This window comes from Streptomyces erythrochromogenes (assembly GCF_036170895.1).
GTDB classification, from domain to species: domain Bacteria; phylum Actinomycetota; class Actinomycetes; order Streptomycetales; family Streptomycetaceae; genus Streptomyces; species Streptomyces erythrochromogenes.
In genome coordinates this window covers 7,954,016-7,968,488 of sequence record NZ_CP108036.1, presented here as the reverse complement: position 1 = coordinate 7,968,488, position 14,473 = coordinate 7,954,016, and the positions used below count along the sequence as shown (strand labels likewise).

Annotated in this window: 15 protein-coding genes; 9 read left to right on the top strand and 6 right to left on the bottom strand. The window is 72.3% G+C overall.

Annotation, left to right across the window (positions count from 1 at the left end; translation table 11 throughout):
• Window positions 1-62: 62 nt before the first annotated feature.
• The 3 genes from OHA91_RS36610 (at window position 63) to OHA91_RS36600 (ending at window position 2,569) form a co-directional block, all read left to right on the top strand.
• The gene (locus tag OHA91_RS36610) at window positions 63-740 is read left to right on the top strand and encodes a M15 family metallopeptidase (protein ID WP_266504956.1); all 678 of its coding nucleotides are present in this window, start codon (window positions 63-65) and stop codon (window positions 738-740) included.
• Window positions 741-879: 139 nt separating this feature from the next.
• Window positions 880-2,181 (top strand): LCP family protein, encoded by a 1,302-nt coding sequence (locus tag OHA91_RS36605; protein ID WP_245240052.1) that lies wholly within the window; start codon window positions 880-882, stop codon window positions 2,179-2,181.
• Window positions 2,182-2,329: 148 nt separating this feature from the next.
• Window positions 2,330-2,569 carry a hypothetical protein gene (locus OHA91_RS36600; protein ID WP_051892967.1) on the top strand — a complete coding sequence of 80 codons (240 nt, stop codon included), beginning with the start codon at window positions 2,330-2,332 and terminating at the stop codon, window positions 2,567-2,569.
• Window positions 2,570-2,590: 21 nt separating this feature from the next.
• Here the strand turns inward: OHA91_RS36600 and OHA91_RS36595 are convergent, their stop codons facing one another.
• Together OHA91_RS36595 and OHA91_RS36590 are read right to left on the bottom strand one after the other, a co-directional pair.
• A complete protein-coding gene (locus OHA91_RS36595) occupies window positions 2,591-3,823 on the bottom strand; it encodes a cation:proton antiporter (RefSeq protein ID WP_266504960.1) in 1,233 nt (410 codons plus the stop codon).
• 4 nt (window positions 3,824-3,827) lie between these two features.
• Window positions 3,828-4,298 (bottom strand): cation:proton antiporter regulatory subunit, encoded by a 471-nt coding sequence (locus OHA91_RS36590; RefSeq protein ID WP_031148166.1) that lies wholly within the window; start codon window positions 4,296-4,298, stop codon window positions 3,828-3,830.
• A gap of 291 nt (window positions 4,299-4,589) precedes the next feature.
• Here OHA91_RS36590 and OHA91_RS36585 point away from each other — a divergent pair, with 291 nt between their 5' ends.
• Together OHA91_RS36585 and OHA91_RS36580 are read left to right on the top strand one after the other, a co-directional pair.
• Entirely contained in the window at window positions 4,590-5,549 is a 960-nt protein-coding gene (locus tag OHA91_RS36585; protein ID WP_266504964.1) for a HAMP domain-containing sensor histidine kinase, read from the top strand.
• Entirely contained in the window at window positions 5,546-6,202 is a 657-nt protein-coding gene (locus tag OHA91_RS36580; RefSeq protein WP_031148159.1) for a response regulator, read from the top strand. The genes OHA91_RS36585 and OHA91_RS36580 overlap by 4 nt, the downstream gene beginning before the upstream one ends.
• Before the next feature lie 333 nt (window positions 6,203-6,535).
• Here OHA91_RS36580 and OHA91_RS36575 read toward each other — a convergent pair whose 3' ends face one another.
• Window positions 6,536-7,708 carry an epoxide hydrolase family protein gene (locus OHA91_RS36575; RefSeq protein ID WP_328740821.1) on the bottom strand — a complete coding sequence of 391 codons (1,173 nt, stop codon included), beginning with the start codon at window positions 7,706-7,708 and terminating at the stop codon, window positions 6,536-6,538.
• Between the two features lie 274 nt (window positions 7,709-7,982).
• Between OHA91_RS36575 and OHA91_RS36570 the strand changes: the two genes are divergently transcribed.
• The 3 genes from OHA91_RS36570 to OHA91_RS36560 all read left to right on the top strand — a co-directional run bounded on the left by OHA91_RS36570 (window position 7,983) and on the right by OHA91_RS36560 (window position 9,780).
• Window positions 7,983-8,624, top strand: coding sequence for a ScbR family autoregulator-binding transcription factor (locus OHA91_RS36570; protein ID WP_031148153.1), 642 nt, complete (start codon window positions 7,983-7,985; stop codon window positions 8,622-8,624).
• A gap of 347 nt (window positions 8,625-8,971) precedes the next feature.
• On the top strand, window positions 8,972-9,403 hold the full coding sequence (locus OHA91_RS36565) for a VOC family protein (protein ID WP_031148151.1): 432 nt from the start codon (window positions 8,972-8,974) through the stop codon (window positions 9,401-9,403).
• A gap of 146 nt (window positions 9,404-9,549) precedes the next feature.
• Window positions 9,550-9,780 (top strand): helix-turn-helix domain-containing protein, encoded by a 231-nt coding sequence (locus tag OHA91_RS36560; RefSeq protein WP_328740820.1) that lies wholly within the window; start codon window positions 9,550-9,552, stop codon window positions 9,778-9,780.
• A 113-nt stretch (window positions 9,781-9,893) separates the two neighbouring features.
• Here OHA91_RS36560 and OHA91_RS36555 read toward each other — a convergent pair whose 3' ends face one another.
• Complete coding sequence (locus OHA91_RS36555) at window positions 9,894-10,823, bottom strand: alpha/beta fold hydrolase (RefSeq protein WP_328740819.1); 930 nt, start codon at window positions 10,821-10,823, stop codon at window positions 9,894-9,896.
• A gap of 125 nt (window positions 10,824-10,948) precedes the next feature.
• Here OHA91_RS36555 and OHA91_RS36550 point away from each other — a divergent pair, with 125 nt between their 5' ends.
• Window positions 10,949-11,611: a TetR/AcrR family transcriptional regulator gene (locus tag OHA91_RS36550; protein ID WP_051892965.1), complete on the top strand. Its 663-nt coding sequence runs from the start codon at window positions 10,949-10,951 to the stop codon at window positions 11,609-11,611.
• Window positions 11,612-11,710: 99 nt separating this feature from the next.
• Here the strand turns inward: OHA91_RS36550 and argG are convergent, their stop codons facing one another.
• Both argG and OHA91_RS36540 read right to left on the bottom strand, forming a co-directional pair.
• Window positions 11,711-13,162, bottom strand: coding sequence for an argininosuccinate synthase (argG, locus tag OHA91_RS36545; RefSeq protein ID WP_030655070.1), 1,452 nt, complete (start codon window positions 13,160-13,162; stop codon window positions 11,711-11,713).
• Between the two features lie 17 nt (window positions 13,163-13,179).
• Window positions 13,180-14,445 carry a PP2C family protein-serine/threonine phosphatase gene (locus OHA91_RS36540; protein ID WP_408059253.1) on the bottom strand — a complete coding sequence of 422 codons (1,266 nt, stop codon included), beginning with the start codon at window positions 14,443-14,445 and terminating at the stop codon, window positions 13,180-13,182.
• Window positions 14,446-14,473: the final 28 nt, after the last annotated feature.

Below are 14,473 nucleotides of genomic sequence, written 5' to 3'. Positions count from 1 at the left end.
CACGCCTGCCGCCCGGTCCCGCCCGGCATGCCCGCCCGCGGCGCTCGCCGTAGCGTTGTCCCGTGCGCCACACCACCGCGGCCGCGGCCGTGACGACCGCCTTGTGCGCGGCCGCACTGGCCTGCTCCACGCAGGCCGCCCCACCGCGCCTGCCGGCCGGGCCGCCCGACCCGCCGGTCCGGTTCACCGCGCGCGTCACGACGGTGCCGCAGGAGAAGCTGGGCGCCTCCCACCGGGCGGGCTGCCCGGTTCCGCCGGAGCGGCTGCGGCTGATCCGGATGAACCACTGGGGTTTCGACGGCCGCACCCACGCGGGCGAGATGGTCGTCCACGAGAACGCCGTCGACCCCGTCCTCCACGTCTTCGAGCGTGCCTTCGAGGCGCGGTTCCCGATCCGCCGGATGCGCGTGATGGCCGAGTACCGCGACGACGCGCAGGCCATGGCCGACGACAACACCTCGGCCTTCAACTGCCGCCCGGTGACCGGCGATCCCCGGCGCCTGTCACAGCACGCGTGGGGCGACGCGGTCGACATCAACCCCGTGGAGAACCCGTACGTCGACATCAACGGGGTCGTCCACCCGCCGGACGCGCACGTCCACTTGCGACGGTCCCCGTCCCGACCGGGTCAGATCCATCCGGACGACGCCGTCACCGCGGCCTTCCGCGCGGTGGGCTGGCAGTGGGGCGGCCGCTGGGGCAACCCGGACTACCAGCACTTCTCCGCCAACGGCGAGTAGGCCCGCGGCCCCGCCGCGCGGGTGAATCCGGCGTGTACACGACGGCTCCTCCATCGACGCACCCTACAGTCACATTTTGAGATAATTCGTCCCGTCTGGGGGATTTGCGTTGCGTCGACTCGCCGTTGCTCTCGCCTGCGTGACCGCCCTTTCCTGCGGCTCCCTCGTCAGCCCGCACGCCGTATCGGCCCAGCCCGCGGCCGCGGCGGGCGGCGGTCGGGGCACGAACATCCTGATCGTGGGCATCGACAGCCGCGCGGGACTCTCCAGGGCCGAGAAGAACCGGCTCCACGTGGGCGGGAAAGGGTGCAACTGCACCGACGTCATGATGCTCGTGCACCTGTCCGAGGACCGGCACCGTGCGAGCATCGTCTCCATCCCGCGCGACTCCTACGTCGAGTACGCCGGCACCGCCGTGCCCGCGCGCAGCGGCAAGATCAACGGTGCGTTCGCCCTCGGCGGCGGGCCGCTCACGGTCGCCACCGTCGAGAAGGCGACCGGCCTCCACGTCGACCACTACCTAGAGACCGGTTTCGCGGGCTTCGAGCAGACCGTCGACAACCTCGGCGGCGGGACCGTGTGCACGGACAGGCCGCTCACGGACGAGAACTCCGGCCTGGACATCGGCGCCGGCCGCCACCACACCGACGGCAACACGACACTGCGCTACGCCCGGGCCCGGCACGTCAATCTCCGGCCGGGCGACCTGGGCCGCGTCCGCCGCCAGCAGCGGGTGGTCAACGACCTGCTGGCCCGCCTCACCTTCGAGGGCGCCCTGGCCAGCCCCGTACGCACGGCGCGGACCGTACACACCCTGCTGAAGACCGTGCGCACCGACGCACGCACCGGTCCCGGCGACCTGATCGGCATCGGCTGGGCGCTCGGCCGCCTGCGCGCGGACCGGACCGAGTTCGCCACGGTCCCGATCCGGCTCTTCGACCACCGCGTGCCGGGGGTGGGCTCCACCCTCGTGTGGGACGAGGCCCGGTCCGCCGCGTTGTGGGAAGCCCTGGGCGCGGACCGCCCGATCACCGGCGACACCCGGATCCAGCCCGTCGCGGAGACCCCTGCGCCGACCAACCCCGCGGCCGTCGCGGTCCGGGTGGACGACGCCGTCGTGGCCGCGGCCCTGCGCCGCAACGGCTTCGCCGTCACCGACACCTCCCCCTCCGCGCCGGCCGTCCGACCGGCGGGCCCGCCGGTCATCCGGTACGCCCCGGGCCAGGAGGAGCACGCGGCGACCCTCGCGGCGGCGCTGCCCGGCTCCCGGCTGGAAGCCGTTCCCGGCCACGACGCGCTCTTCGACGTCGCCGTCGGCACGGAACCGGTGCTGGTCAAGACCGTCACCTACGACCGCAACATCGCCGACGGCGCCCCGGTGACCGGGGACCGCCTGCGCTGCGCCGAGGCGCCGGGACCGGCGCCGGCGGCCCGGTCGTGACGCGGGTCGCAAAGATGGGTGCCAGGCCCGATGTGCGAGGCGGGCGCCCCGGGTGATGGTGGGGTGGAGGAACACTCCCGTTGGGGCCGAGGCCGTACGCGATGCCCTCCGACGGAAGAGGGCGCGTTCGGGCACGAGAGGAGCGGCGATGCCCCACCGCGACGACGACACCCACACCCCGCGGGCCGCACTCGGGCGCACCCCGCGCAGGGACCGGCCGGGCAGGCCGGGGGCCGTTCTGGCCCTCGCCCTGGCCGCCGCCCTCGCCGCGGCCGTCGCCGGCGCCGTCCTGCCCCACGGCCTGCTCCTCGCGGCCGGCCTGATCGCGGCCGCGGTGGCGGTCATCCGCTGCGGCACGGCCGGCCGGGACCGCGAACGGCTGCCGTGAGGCGGGACGTTGCGCCCTGTCTCAGCGCTCCCGGGAGGCCGGTTCCGGCAGGGCCGTCGCGGCTTCCGGCACCGGGTCGGCGGACCGGCCACCAGTGCGCCGGCGCTCGGCGAACCGGGCCGCGAGCGGCTGGGTGTAGCGGGCGGTGAGCGGTCCGATGACGACGAGGATGAGGACGTAGGCGGTGGCGAGCGGACCCAGCTCCGGTTCGATGCCGGCGGTGACGGCGAGTCCGGCGATGACGATGGAGAACTCGCCGCGGGCCACGAGCGTGCCGCCCGCCCGCCAGCGGCCCTTGACGCCGATACCGGCGCGCTTGGCCGCCCAGTAGCCGGTGGCGATCTTCGTACCGGCGGTGACGACTGCGAGCGCGAGCGCGGGCAGCAGGACCGGCGGGATGCTCGCCGGGTCGGTGTGCAGGCCGAAGAACACGAAGAACACGGCGGCGAACAGGTCCCGCAGCGGGCTGAGCAGCGTGTGGGTGCCCTCGGCGACCTCGCCGGACAGGGCGATGCCGACGAGGAAGGCCCCGACGGCGGCGGAGACCTGCAGCTGCTGGGCGATGCCCGCCACCAGCAGGGTCAGGCCGAGGACGACGAGCAGCAGTTTCTCCGGGTCGTCGCTGGAGACGAAGCGGGAGATGAGCCGGCCGTAGCGGACGGCGACGAACAGGACGGCTCCCGCGACGCCGAGGGCGATGGCGAGGGTGAGGCTGCCCGCCGCCAGGCTCACTCCGGCGAGCAGGGCGGTGATGATCGGTAGGTAGACGGCCATGGCCAGGTCTTCGAGGACCAGGATGCTGAGGATGACCGGGGTCTCGCGGTTGCCGAGCCGGCCGAGGTCTCCCATGACCTTGGCGATGACGCCGGAGGAGGAGATCCAGGTGACGCCGGCGAGGACTACGGCGGCGACCGGCCCCCACCCCAGGAGCAGGGCCGCGGCGGCGCCGGGCAGGGCGTTGAGGGTGAAGTCGACGATCCCCGCGGGGTACTGGGTCTTGAGGTTGGAGACGAGGTCGCTGGCGGTGTACTCCAGACCCAGCATCAGCAGCAGGAGGATGACGCCGATCTCGGCGCCGATGGCGACGAACTCCTCGCTCGCGCCCAGCGGCAGGAGGCCGCCGGTGCCGAAGGCCAGCCCGGCGAGCAGGTACAGGGGTATGGGCGAGAACTTCAGGCGGCCCGCGACCCGGCCCAGCAGGCCCAGTCCGAGGATGATCGCTCCGAACTCGATGAGGAAGACGGCAGAGTGCACGCGATCACTCCCTGCCGAGTATCGCCGCGGCGGCGTCTACGCCCTCGCGGGTGCCGATCAGGATGAGGGTGTCGCCGCCGGCCAGGCGGAAGTCGGGGGCCGGGGAGGGACGGGCCTCGGCCCGCCGCAGCACCGCCACGACCGAGACGCCGGTCTCGGTGCGCATCCGGGTCTCGCCCAGCACGCGGCCGTTCCAGTGCGAGTGCGCGGAGAGTTCGACGCGCTCGGCGACCAGCCCCAGGTCGGTGGTGTGCAGCACGTTCGGGCTGTGGTGCGCCGGCATCAGCGCATCGATCAGCGAGGCCGTCTCCGGCCCCGTCAGGTGCAGCGACTCGGCGCAGGCATCCGGATCGTCCGCCCGGTACAGGCTGACCGTGCGGGTGCCGTCCCGGTGTGCGATGACCGACAGGTTGCGGTGTTCGCGGGTGGTGAGGTCGTACTGGACGCCGATGCCGGGCAGCGGCGTCGTACGCATCCGTGGAGCAGGCACAGCCCATCCCCCTCGTGTTGTGAGCCTTGTGACGGTGGTGCGGCACGCGGCGGATCCAGGCAGGCGGAACCGGCGCGGCGGGGTTCATGCTGCCATGTTTGCCATGCCCGGAATATGGGTGTCGGCACGGATGGACAGGAACCGGCCCGGCTGGCGAGGATGGGGCGGGGAAGTGGGTTCCGCCGCAGGTCAGAGCATGCCGGGACGGCTCGGGTCGGGGACCATGGAGAGGGCGGGATGGGGACGGGAGGCACCGGGGCGGAAAGGGGCGTGGCCATGTCGTTGTACTGGCGGATCTTCCTGCTGAACGCCGCCGTGCTCGTCGTCGCGGTGCTGTTGCTCTTCGGTCCGGTCACGGTGTCGACGCCGGTGCTGTTCGGCGAGGCGATCGTGCTGGTCGCCGGGCTGGTCGCGATGCTCGTCCTGAACGCCGTGCTGCTGCGGATCGGGCTGGCCCCGCTGGGGCGGCTGAGCCGGGCGATGGCGACCGTCGACCTCCTGAAGCCGGGCGTCCGGCCGCAGGTCACGGGCCAGGGTGAGATCGCCGAGCTGACCGGGACGTTCAACACGATGCTGGACCGGCTCGAAGCGGAACGGGCCACCAGCAGCGGACGGGTCCTGTCCGCGCTGGAGGACGAGCGCCAGCGCATCGCGCAGGAACTCCACGACGAGGTCGGGCAGACCCTGACCGCGGTCCTCCTCCAGATCAAGCACGCCGCCGACCGGATCCCCGAGCCGGTGCGCGCCGATCTGCACCAGGCGCAGGAGACCACCCGGGCGAGCCTCGACGAGATCCGGCGCATCGCGCGCCGGCTGCGCCCGGGGGTCCTGGAGGAACTCGGCCTGCACAGCGCACTGCGCTCGCTGGCCGCGGAGTTCACCACGTCCCGACTGGGCGTCAGCGCCCGCATCACGCCGGGGCTGCCGGCCCTGGACGCGGCCACGGAGCTGGTGCTGTACCGGGTCGCGCAGGAGGGGCTGACCAACGCCGCCCGCCACTCGGGGGCGACCCGGGTGGAGGTGCACCTGCGTCCGGTGCCGGGCGGGGGTACGTCGCTGCTGGTCCGCGACAACGGCCGGGGGCTCGGCGGCGCCCCGGAGGGTGCCGGGATCCGCGGGATGCGCGAGCGCGTACTGCTGATCGACGCCGAACTGCTCGTCGGGGCCGGGCCGGACGGCGGCACCGATGTGTGCCTGAACGTCACTGCAGACCGACACGGGGGAACCAGCTCATGACCGCACCGGCCCGCATCCTGCTCGCCGACGACCACGCCCTCGTCCGCAGCGGCGTACGGCTCATCCTCGACGCCGAGGCGGATCTGACCGTCGTCGCCGAAGCCGACGACGGCGCGGACGCCGTCCTCCGCGCCCGTGAGGACCCCGGCCTGGACCTGGCCATCCTCGACATCGCGATGCCCCGCCAGACCGGCCTGCAGGCCGCCCGCGAGCTCTCCCGGCTGCGACCGGGGCTGCGGATCCTGATGCTGACCATGTACGACAACGAGCAGTACTTCTTCGAGGCCCTCAGAGCCGGTGCCAGCGGCTACGTGCCGAAGTCCGTCGCCGACCGCGACCTCGTCGAGGCCTGTCGTGCGGCCCTGCGCGACGAGCCGTTCATCTACCCCGGCGCCGAGACCACGCTGATCCGCACCTACCTCGACCGCGCCCGCACCGGCGAGGACCTCCCGGCACGGCCCATCACGGAACGCGAGGAGGAGATCCTCAAGCTCGTCGCCGAGGGCCACACCTCGAAGGAGATCGGCGACCTCCTCGTGATCAGCGCCAAGACGGTCGAACGCCACCGCGCCAACCTGCTGCAGAAACTCGGCCTGCGCGACCGCCTGGAGCTCACCCGCTACGCCATCCGCGTCGGCCTCATCGAACCCTGACCGGCCGCAGCCTCGTACGACGGAGGTCCTGTACGGGTCGCGCCCGCGGCCGACCGTGTCGCTGCGCCCACCGCCCGATCCTCCCTTACCTGGGGGAGTTCTCTGAGACGGGGTCGGGGTGGGTTCGGGGCCGGGCCGGGGGGAAGACGGGCTCCGACCCGGGCTACCGCAGCGGCGTGTTCGCCTCCCGCGACCTCGCCCGCCGCGCCGTCTACTCGACGGGGACCTCGTCCACTCCCGCGGGCGGCCCCCCGGCGGTCTCCCTGCGCCTGGCCCTCGCCGCCTTCGGCAACTGACGGCACCGGCCGGGCGGGCCTCCGGCCGGACCCCGGCTCACCGGAGCCGGCGGAAGAACGCCCGTACGTCTCCCACCAGCAGGTCGGGCACTTCCATCGCGGGGAAGTGCCCGCCGCGGTCGAAGGAGGTCCAGCGCACCACCGCATCGGTGCGCGCCGCGACGTGCCGCAGCGGGATGAAGTTGTCGTGGGGGAACACGGCCAGCGCGGTCGGGGTGGACGACACCTCGGGCCGCTTCCCCGCGTAGTCGGCGTGGGCACGCTCGTAGTAGATCCGCGCCGCGCTGCCCGCCGTTCCGGTCAGCCAGTACAGCATCACGTTCGTCAGCAGCTGGTCCCGGTCCACCGGGCAGCCCGGATCGCTCCACTCGTCGAACTTCTCGGCGATCCAGGCGAGCAGGCCGACCGGCGAGTCGTTCAGCGCGTAGGCGAGGGTCTGGGGCCGGGTCGCCTGGATGTCCGCGTACCCCTGTCGTTCGCGCGCCCAGTTTCGGTACCGCTCCCAGGAGGCGCGGGTCAGGTCCTGCTCGGCCGGGGACAGCACGGCCAGTTCGGCCTCGTCCGGTTCGGTGGTCGCCCCGCCGCCGGGCAGCAGGTTCAGGTGCACGCCGGTCACGCGGTCGGGCCGGATCCGCCCGAGCTCCCTGGAGATCGCGGCGCCCCAGTCGCCGCCCTGCACTCCGTACGCCCGGTACCCCAGCCGTTCCATCAGCACCCCGAAGGCCCGGGCCACCCGCTTGAACTCCCAGCCGGTCTCCGTCGTGGGGCCCGACAGCGCGAAGCCGGGGATGCTGGGCAGCACGAGGTGGAAGGCGTCGGCGGGGTCGCCGCCGTGTGCCCTCGGGTCGGTCAACGGGCCGACGACCCGCTGGAACTCCACGAACGACCCGGGCCAGCCGTGGGTCATCAGCAGCGGCGCCGCGTCCGGCTCGGGCGAGCGCACGTGTGCGAAGTGCACGCGGGTCCCGTCGATGACCGTGGTGAACTGCGGCCATTCGTTCAGCCGCGCTTCGGCGGCCCGCCAGTCGTAGCCGTCGCGCCAGTACGCGACGAGCTCCCGTACGCGCTCCAGCGGAAGGCCGTAGGACCGACCCACTCCGGGCAGTTCATCCGGCCACCGGACCCGCGCGAGCCGCGCACCGAGATCGTCCAGCTCGCGCTGGTCAACGTCCAGCCGGAACACCTGCAGACCTGACTCGGGAGCATCCATGGTCCAGATGCTAGGCGTTGTCCGGTCCGGCTTGACCACCCGGCGTTGCGCGCGACTCTCGGCCAATCAACTCGGCTGATTTCAGCCGCCGTTCAGACCTCACCGCACAACCGCCCGCCACGTGACAGCAGTACAAAGAGCACCACAACAACACGAACGCCTCCCCGTTCTCATAAAAAAGTACCTGCCGACTGGTTTTCTTTCAGGTCACCCGATTACATTGACGGCACACCGCGGGGACACCCCACCGACAGCGACCCGGGAGGACCACCACGTGGCGAGGGCCAGACAGGAACGGGCCGAGATCACCCGTCAGGCCATCCTCGACGGCGCGGCCGTCGCGTTCGACGACTGCGGGTTCGAGGGCACCAGCCTCAGCGACGTCGTCAAGCACGCCGGAGTCACCAAGGGAGCCCTCTACTTCCACTTCCCGTCCAAGCAGGCACTCGCCCGCACGCTGATGGACGAACAGTTCCAGGTCTCGGAGCACCTCGCGGCGATCGAGAACCCGGGGCTGCAGACCGTCATCGACCTGACCCACCAGATGGCCCACGGGCTGCGCACCAACGTCCGCATCCGCGCCGGCATCCGCCTGGTCATCGAGTTCGGTTCTTTCACCAGCCCCGACCCGACCCCCTACGACGCCTGGATCGACACCTGCCGCGGCTGCCTGACACCGGCCCAGCAGGGCGGTGACATCCACGCCACGCTGGACGTGGACGCCCTCTCGGCCCTCCTCGTCGGAGCGTTCACCGGCATCCAGGTCACCTCGCACGTCCGCACCCGCCGCCAGGACCTCCACAACCGTGTCACGGACATGTGGAACTTCCTCCTCCCCACCATCGTCCCCGCGAACCGGATGGCTCGCTTCCATCCCACGGGGACGTCGCAGTCGTACGGCGCGCCCGTCGGCTGACCGCACCGCACCGCACCGCACCGCACCAGGGCGGCCTCGCACACGCCGTGGCGAACCACGGGGGTGCTCGCCACGGCGTGAGCGAGACCGCCCTGCCCTCACGCACACTCGTACGCACGTGCCCACGCGCGTCCGCATCGCATCCGTTCATCCCTGTCCGGTGTCCATCCGCGGCGGGCGCCGGCCCCCGGAGCGCGCCCCGGACGGTGCGTCCTCGAACAACGGTTCACGGGACAACCCTGTCAGGCGCTACGGGCGTTTCGACGTGCGCGACGGGACCGCCATCGGCAACCGTGGACCCGCCACCGGCGCCGACCGAACCCACCGACGTCTCCGAGGAGACCCCCGTGAACTGGACCATCGAAGTCGTTCCCGTCCCCGTCACCGACATGGACCGTGCGAAGGCCTTCTACGCCGAGAAGATCGGTTTCGACGTCGACCTCGACGACGAGGTCGCCCCCGGAGTGCGCGTCATCCAGCTGACGCCGCCCGGCTCCCGGTGCTCCATCGCCCTGCTCCAGGGCATGCCGACACCGCCCGACGCGAAGGTCATGGCTCCGGGCACCCTGCACGGGCTGCAGATGTGCGTCACCGACATCGACGCCGCCCACGCGACCCTGACGGAGCGCGGGGTGGCCGTCTCCCCCGTCCGCCACGTCGGCGAGACAGGGTGGGAGGACGGCAAGGGCGGCACCTGGAACTCCTTCCTCTCCTTCAACGACCCGGACGGCAACGGCTGGGTGCTCCAGGAGGCCCCCTCGGACCTCAGCGAACGCTGACCCCGCACCGGCCCCAACGCCCTCTCCGCTCCCCCGCCGCGACTGAACGCGAGCGGCCCCGCCCCGGCATCACCCGGTCGGCGCTCAGGCCGGACCGGGTGAGGGTGCGGGCTTCGCGGTACACCCGGTACGACCACGGGTCCTCGGTGGGTACCGTCAACGGCATCGCCCGGGAGATCTTCCGCTACCTCACCACACCGGTCACCGTCCCGGACGTCTCCGACCTGCGGCCTCCACGCCGGGCCAAGAACATCACCCCGGCCACCGTCGCCGAGCACTTCGGCGTCCGGCCCGCCGTGATCTCCTGCATCGAACGCGGCACACGCCGCGACGACGACCTGGCAGGCGCCTACCGCAACCGGTTCACCGCCGCTTGACCCCGGCAGCCCGACGTCGGATCGGAAAGCATCGCTCTTCACCCCTACCGAACCTGACCGGACGCCAGCAGGCTCTCGGCCGCCTCGACTGCCGAGAGGAGCATCATCGGCCGTCAGGCGTTGCGGGAGTCGATGTCCTCCATGAAGGCCAGCATCCGGGCGTTGACCAGGTCGGGGTGGTCGATCTGCGGTCCGTGGCCGGTTGCGGCGACGATCTCGGCGCGGGCGCCGGGGATGACGCGCGGTACGCGCTCCAACTGCCGCTGCGGGTGCACGAGCAGGCTGCGCTTGCCCATGATCAGGTAGAACGGCGTCCGGATGGAGCCCAGTTCGGCGTCCGACAGCGGCAGCGGAGCGGGGCGGCGGATCCGGAAGGCCCGGACGCCGGCCTGGATCATCGCGCGGAGCTCGGGGACGATGATCACCGGCTGTTCCAGCCACTTGGCGAGGCGGGGGCGCCACGCCTTGGGGGCGTAGGTGGCGAAGAGGCTGGCGAAGATCCAGACGAAGAAGCGCAGGCCCACCTTCTCCAGGCCGCCCGGATCGAGGGCGGTGACCGAGGCGAGCCGTCCGGGCCGCCGGTGGACCTGGTTGATGACCAGCCAGCCGCCGTACGAGGAGCCGACCAGGTGGACCTCGTCCAGGCCGAGCGCGTCGAGGGCCTCGTCCATCCACTGGGCCGCACGCTCGGGCTGCCACATGGGTTCGCGGTGGACGCTGCGGCCGGGGTCGCCGGGAGTGTCGAGGGCGTAGACGGGGCGGTCGGCGCTGAGGGCGCGGGTGTTGGGGTACCACTGGGCGGAGCAGCCTCCCGAACCGTGTATCAGGACCACGGGTGTACGGGACTCGGCCGCCGGGTCCGTGGGGCCGTAGCGGTAGACGCGCGTGGTGCCGAAGCTCGTCTCCACGTCAGTCTCGGAGCGGGCGGGCGCGCCCAGCGCGTAGAGGGCGTCACAGGCGGCGAAGTACCGGTCCCGCAGGGTGTCGTTCACGTAGTGGCCGATGTCGCGGCTCACGCGGGGTCGGGTCGCGTTCTGGGTCACGGGGCACCTCCGGGAAGATCGGTTCTTCGTAATACGAACGTACCATGAAGATGGTACGGCGGTATCATCAAAAGCGCCGGGGTCGACGGGCCCCGACTCACCAGCGACGGGCGGAGACAGGACACATGCCGAAGCGCGTGGACCACGAGGAGCGGCGGACGCAGATCGCCGAGGCGCTCGTCCGGGTCGCCGGACGGCGCGGACTGCACGCCGTCGGGATGCGCGACGTGGCGGCCGAGGCCGGTGTGTCACTCCGGCTCGTGCAGTACTACTTCCAGACCAAGGAGAAGCTGCTCTTCTACGGGCTGCAGCACCTCACCGACCGCTTCACCGCCCGCGTGGGGGCCCGCCTGAGCGCCGTCGGCCCGGATCCCGGCCCGCGCGCGACGATCGAGGCGATCCTCCTGGCCTCCCTGCCCACCGACGAGGAGAGCCGCACCTTCCATCTCCTCTACAGCTCCTACTCGATCCTGTCCGTGACGGACGACGCCCTCGCCGCCCAGCCGTTCATCGACAATCCGGATGCCGCCGAGAACGCCCTGACCGGCCTGATCCGGCAGGCCCAGGAGGCCGGCCTGGCCGATCCGGACGCCGACGCGCGCACGGAGGCGATCAGCCTCCTCGCGATGACGGCGACCATGGGCACCAGCATCCTCGTCGGCCAGCGGCAGCCGGAGTCGGCCGTGGCGGTGCTCCACCACCACCTGGACCGGATCTTCACCACCGCGCGGCGACCCGCACCCGGCGGCCCGCCGGCCGCCGGGGAGGGCCGGCGCGTCGACGGGTGAGCCGCCGGGTGCGGCGCCACGCGCCCGGCCCCCTCACCCGATCGGGCGAGGGGGCCGGTGTGGCGCCGGGCACCGGCATCGCGCCGGGCCTGCCGCGGGTCAGTCGGTGCCGAACTCCATCGCGGCGCGGTCGAGCATCTGCTCGTCGTCGCCCTCGGCGCGGCCGCGGGAGGCGATGACCTCGGCGCCGCCCTCCGGCATCGCGCCGATCAGCCCGGTCGAGGCGGCCTGGGCGGCCCCGATGAGCGTCTCGTGCGTGTTGCCGACGATGCCGAGCGCGGCGTACTGCTCCAGCTTGGCGCGCGAGTCGGCGATGTCGAGGTTGCGCATGGTGAGCTGGCCGATCCGGTCCACCGGGCCGAAGGCCGAGTCCTCGGTGCGCTCCATGGAGAGCTTGTCCGGGTGGTAGCTGAACGCCGGGCCCGTGGTGTCCATGACCGAGTAGTCCTCGCCGCGCCGCAGCCGCAGCGTGACCTCGCCGGTGACGGCCGCGCCGACCCAGCGCTGGAGGGACTCGCGGATCATCAGCGCCTGCGGGTCCAGCCAGCGGCCCTCGTACATGAGGCGGCCCAGACGCCGGCCCTCGTTGTGGTACTGCGCGAGGGTGTCCTCGTTGTGGATCGCGTTGACGAGGCGCTCGTACGCCGCGTGCAGCAGCGCCATGCCGGGGGCCTCGTAGATGCCGCGGCTCTTGGCCTCGATGATCCGGTTCTCGATCTGGTCGGACATGCCCAGGCCGTGACGGCCGCCGATGGCGTTGGCCTCCATCACCAGATCGACGGCGGAGGCGAACTCCTTGCCGTTGATCGTGACCGGGCGGCCCTGGTCGAACCCGATGGTGACGTCCTCGGCGGCGATCTCCACCGAAGGGTCCCAGAACCGCACGCCCATGATCGGCTCGACGGTTTCGACGCCGGTGTCGAGGTGCTCCAGGGTCTTGGCCTCGTGGGTGGCGCCCCAGATGTTGGCGTCGGTGGAGTAGGCCTTCTCGGTGCTGTCGCGGTAGGGGAGGCCGTGGGCGAGCAGCCACTCCGACATCTCCTTGCGGCCACCGAGCTCGGTGACGAAGTCCGCGTCGAGCCAGGGCTTGTAGATGCGCAGGTGCGGGTTGGCCAGCAGGCCGTAGCGGTAGAACCGCTCGATGTCGTTGCCCTTGAAGGTCGAGCCGTCGCCCCAGATCTGGACGTCGTCCTCGAGCATCGCGCGGACCAGCAGGGTGCCGGTGACGGCGCGGCCCAGCGGCGTCGTGTTGAAGTACGCCCGGCCGCCGGAGCGGATGTGGAAGGCGCCGCAGGTGAGCGCGGCCAGCCCCTCCTCGACCAGCGCGGCGCGGCAGTCGACCAGACGGGCGATCTCGGCGCCGTACGCCGAGGCCCGGGCGGGCACCGATGCGATGTCGGGCTCGTCGTACTGGCCGATGTCGGCGGTGTAGGTGCACGGGACGGCACCCTTGTCGCGCATCCACGCGACCGCGACGGAGGTGTCGAGTCCGCCGGAGAAGGCGATGCCGACGCGCTCGCCGGTGGGAAGGGAGGTGAGGACCTTAGACATAGGAAGAGTATGCAGGCTCACGCATGTTCATGCAATCCGGTGGGCGTGTCGGCCTGTCCTTCCAGGCGGAGGACGACCAGGACCGTGTCGTCGGTGACGCCGACGGGCGGCACGAGTTCGGCCAGGAGGGCGTCCGCGATCGCGCCGGGATCGGCGGCCCGGTGCCGGGCGAGGGCGTCGGCGAGCCGGCCCAGGCCCGTGTCGATGTCCTCGCGGCGGCGCTCGACGAGCCCGTCGGTGTACAGGACGAGGAGCGAGCCCTCGGTGAAGTCCGTACGGGCCTGGGGGCGCGGCGCGTGTTCGGGGCGGGCCCCGAGCGGCGGGTCGGTGGCCCGGTCGAGGAAGACGACGGTGCCGTCGGGGTCGCAGAGGGCGGGCGGCAGGTGGCCGGCGCTGCTGTACGTGAGGGTGCGGCTGTTCCAGTCGATGAAGACCGAGACGGCGGTGGTGGACTCGGCGCCCGCGACCGAACGGGCGTAGAGGCCGAGGACCTCCAGGGCCTGCGCGGGTCCCTCGGCGACGAGCGAGGCGGCGGACAGGGCACTGCGCAGCTGTCCCATGACCCCGGCCGCGCCCAGTCCGTGGCCGACGACGTCCCCGACGGCGACGACGGTGCAGCCGGGGGTGTCGACGAGGTCGTACCAGTCCCCGCACACGTTCAGGGCCGCGGCGGCGGGCCGGTAGCGCACGGCCGCCCGATGGTGCGGGCTCGGCGCCGGGAGCATCGCCTCCTGGAGGTGGAGGGCCACCTCTCGCTCGCGGGCGTGGGCCTGCCGCAGCCGCTCGTTGAGTTCCTGGAGTTCCCGGGCGCGTGTGTAGAGCTCGGATTCCAGGACGTGGGTGGAGCCCGGGCCGCTGCGCGCGCCCCGGGCCCGGATCAGCTCGGTGACCTCCTCCACCCGGTGCACCAGCAGCGCCACGCTGCCGTCGGAGGCGAGGACCGGGACGTTGACGGGGCTCCAGTACCGCTCCTGCCACACCCCGGGGCGTTCGGGGTCCTCCACGTCGTAGCGCTGCAGGGCCATGGTGTCGCGCTCCCCGGTGGCCACGACCCGCTCGAGTGAGGCGCGCAGGTTCAGTGAGCCCGTCGCCTCCGGATCGTTGGGGTTGTCGGGGAAGACGTCGAACAGACGGCGGCCGACGAGTTCCTCGCGGGTGCGGCCGGACACGGACAGGTACGCCTCGTTGACGTCCAGGTACACGAGGTCCGGGGCCAGCAGGGCGACCGCGCCCGTGAGCGCGTGGAACACCGCCCGGTAATTGATCGCGGATCCGTTCACGATCCACCTGTCCGTGTGCTTCCGTCCCGGT

Bases quoted from the DNA above. Each gene is read 5' to 3' on its own strand.
- OHA91_RS36600 (WP_051892967.1), top strand. From the start codon at position 2,330: ATGCCCCACCGCGACGACGACACCCACACCCCGCGGGCCGCACTCGGG.
- OHA91_RS36590 (WP_031148166.1), bottom strand. From the start codon at position 4,298: ATGCGTACGACGCCGCTGCCCGGCATCGGCGTCCAGTACGACCTCACC.
- OHA91_RS36585 (WP_266504964.1), top strand. From the start codon at position 4,590: ATGTCGTTGTACTGGCGGATCTTCCTGCTGAACGCCGCCGTGCTCGTC.
- OHA91_RS36580 (WP_031148159.1), top strand. From the start codon at position 5,546: ATGACCGCACCGGCCCGCATCCTGCTCGCCGACGACCACGCCCTCGTC.
- OHA91_RS36575 (WP_328740821.1), bottom strand. From the start codon at position 7,708: ATGGATGCTCCCGAGTCAGGTCTGCAGGTGTTCCGGCTGGACGTTGAC.
- OHA91_RS36550 (WP_051892965.1), top strand. From the start codon at position 10,949: ATGCCGAAGCGCGTGGACCACGAGGAGCGGCGGACGCAGATCGCCGAG.
- argG (WP_030655070.1), bottom strand. From the start codon at position 13,162: ATGTCTAAGGTCCTCACCTCCCTTCCCACCGGCGAGCGCGTCGGCATC.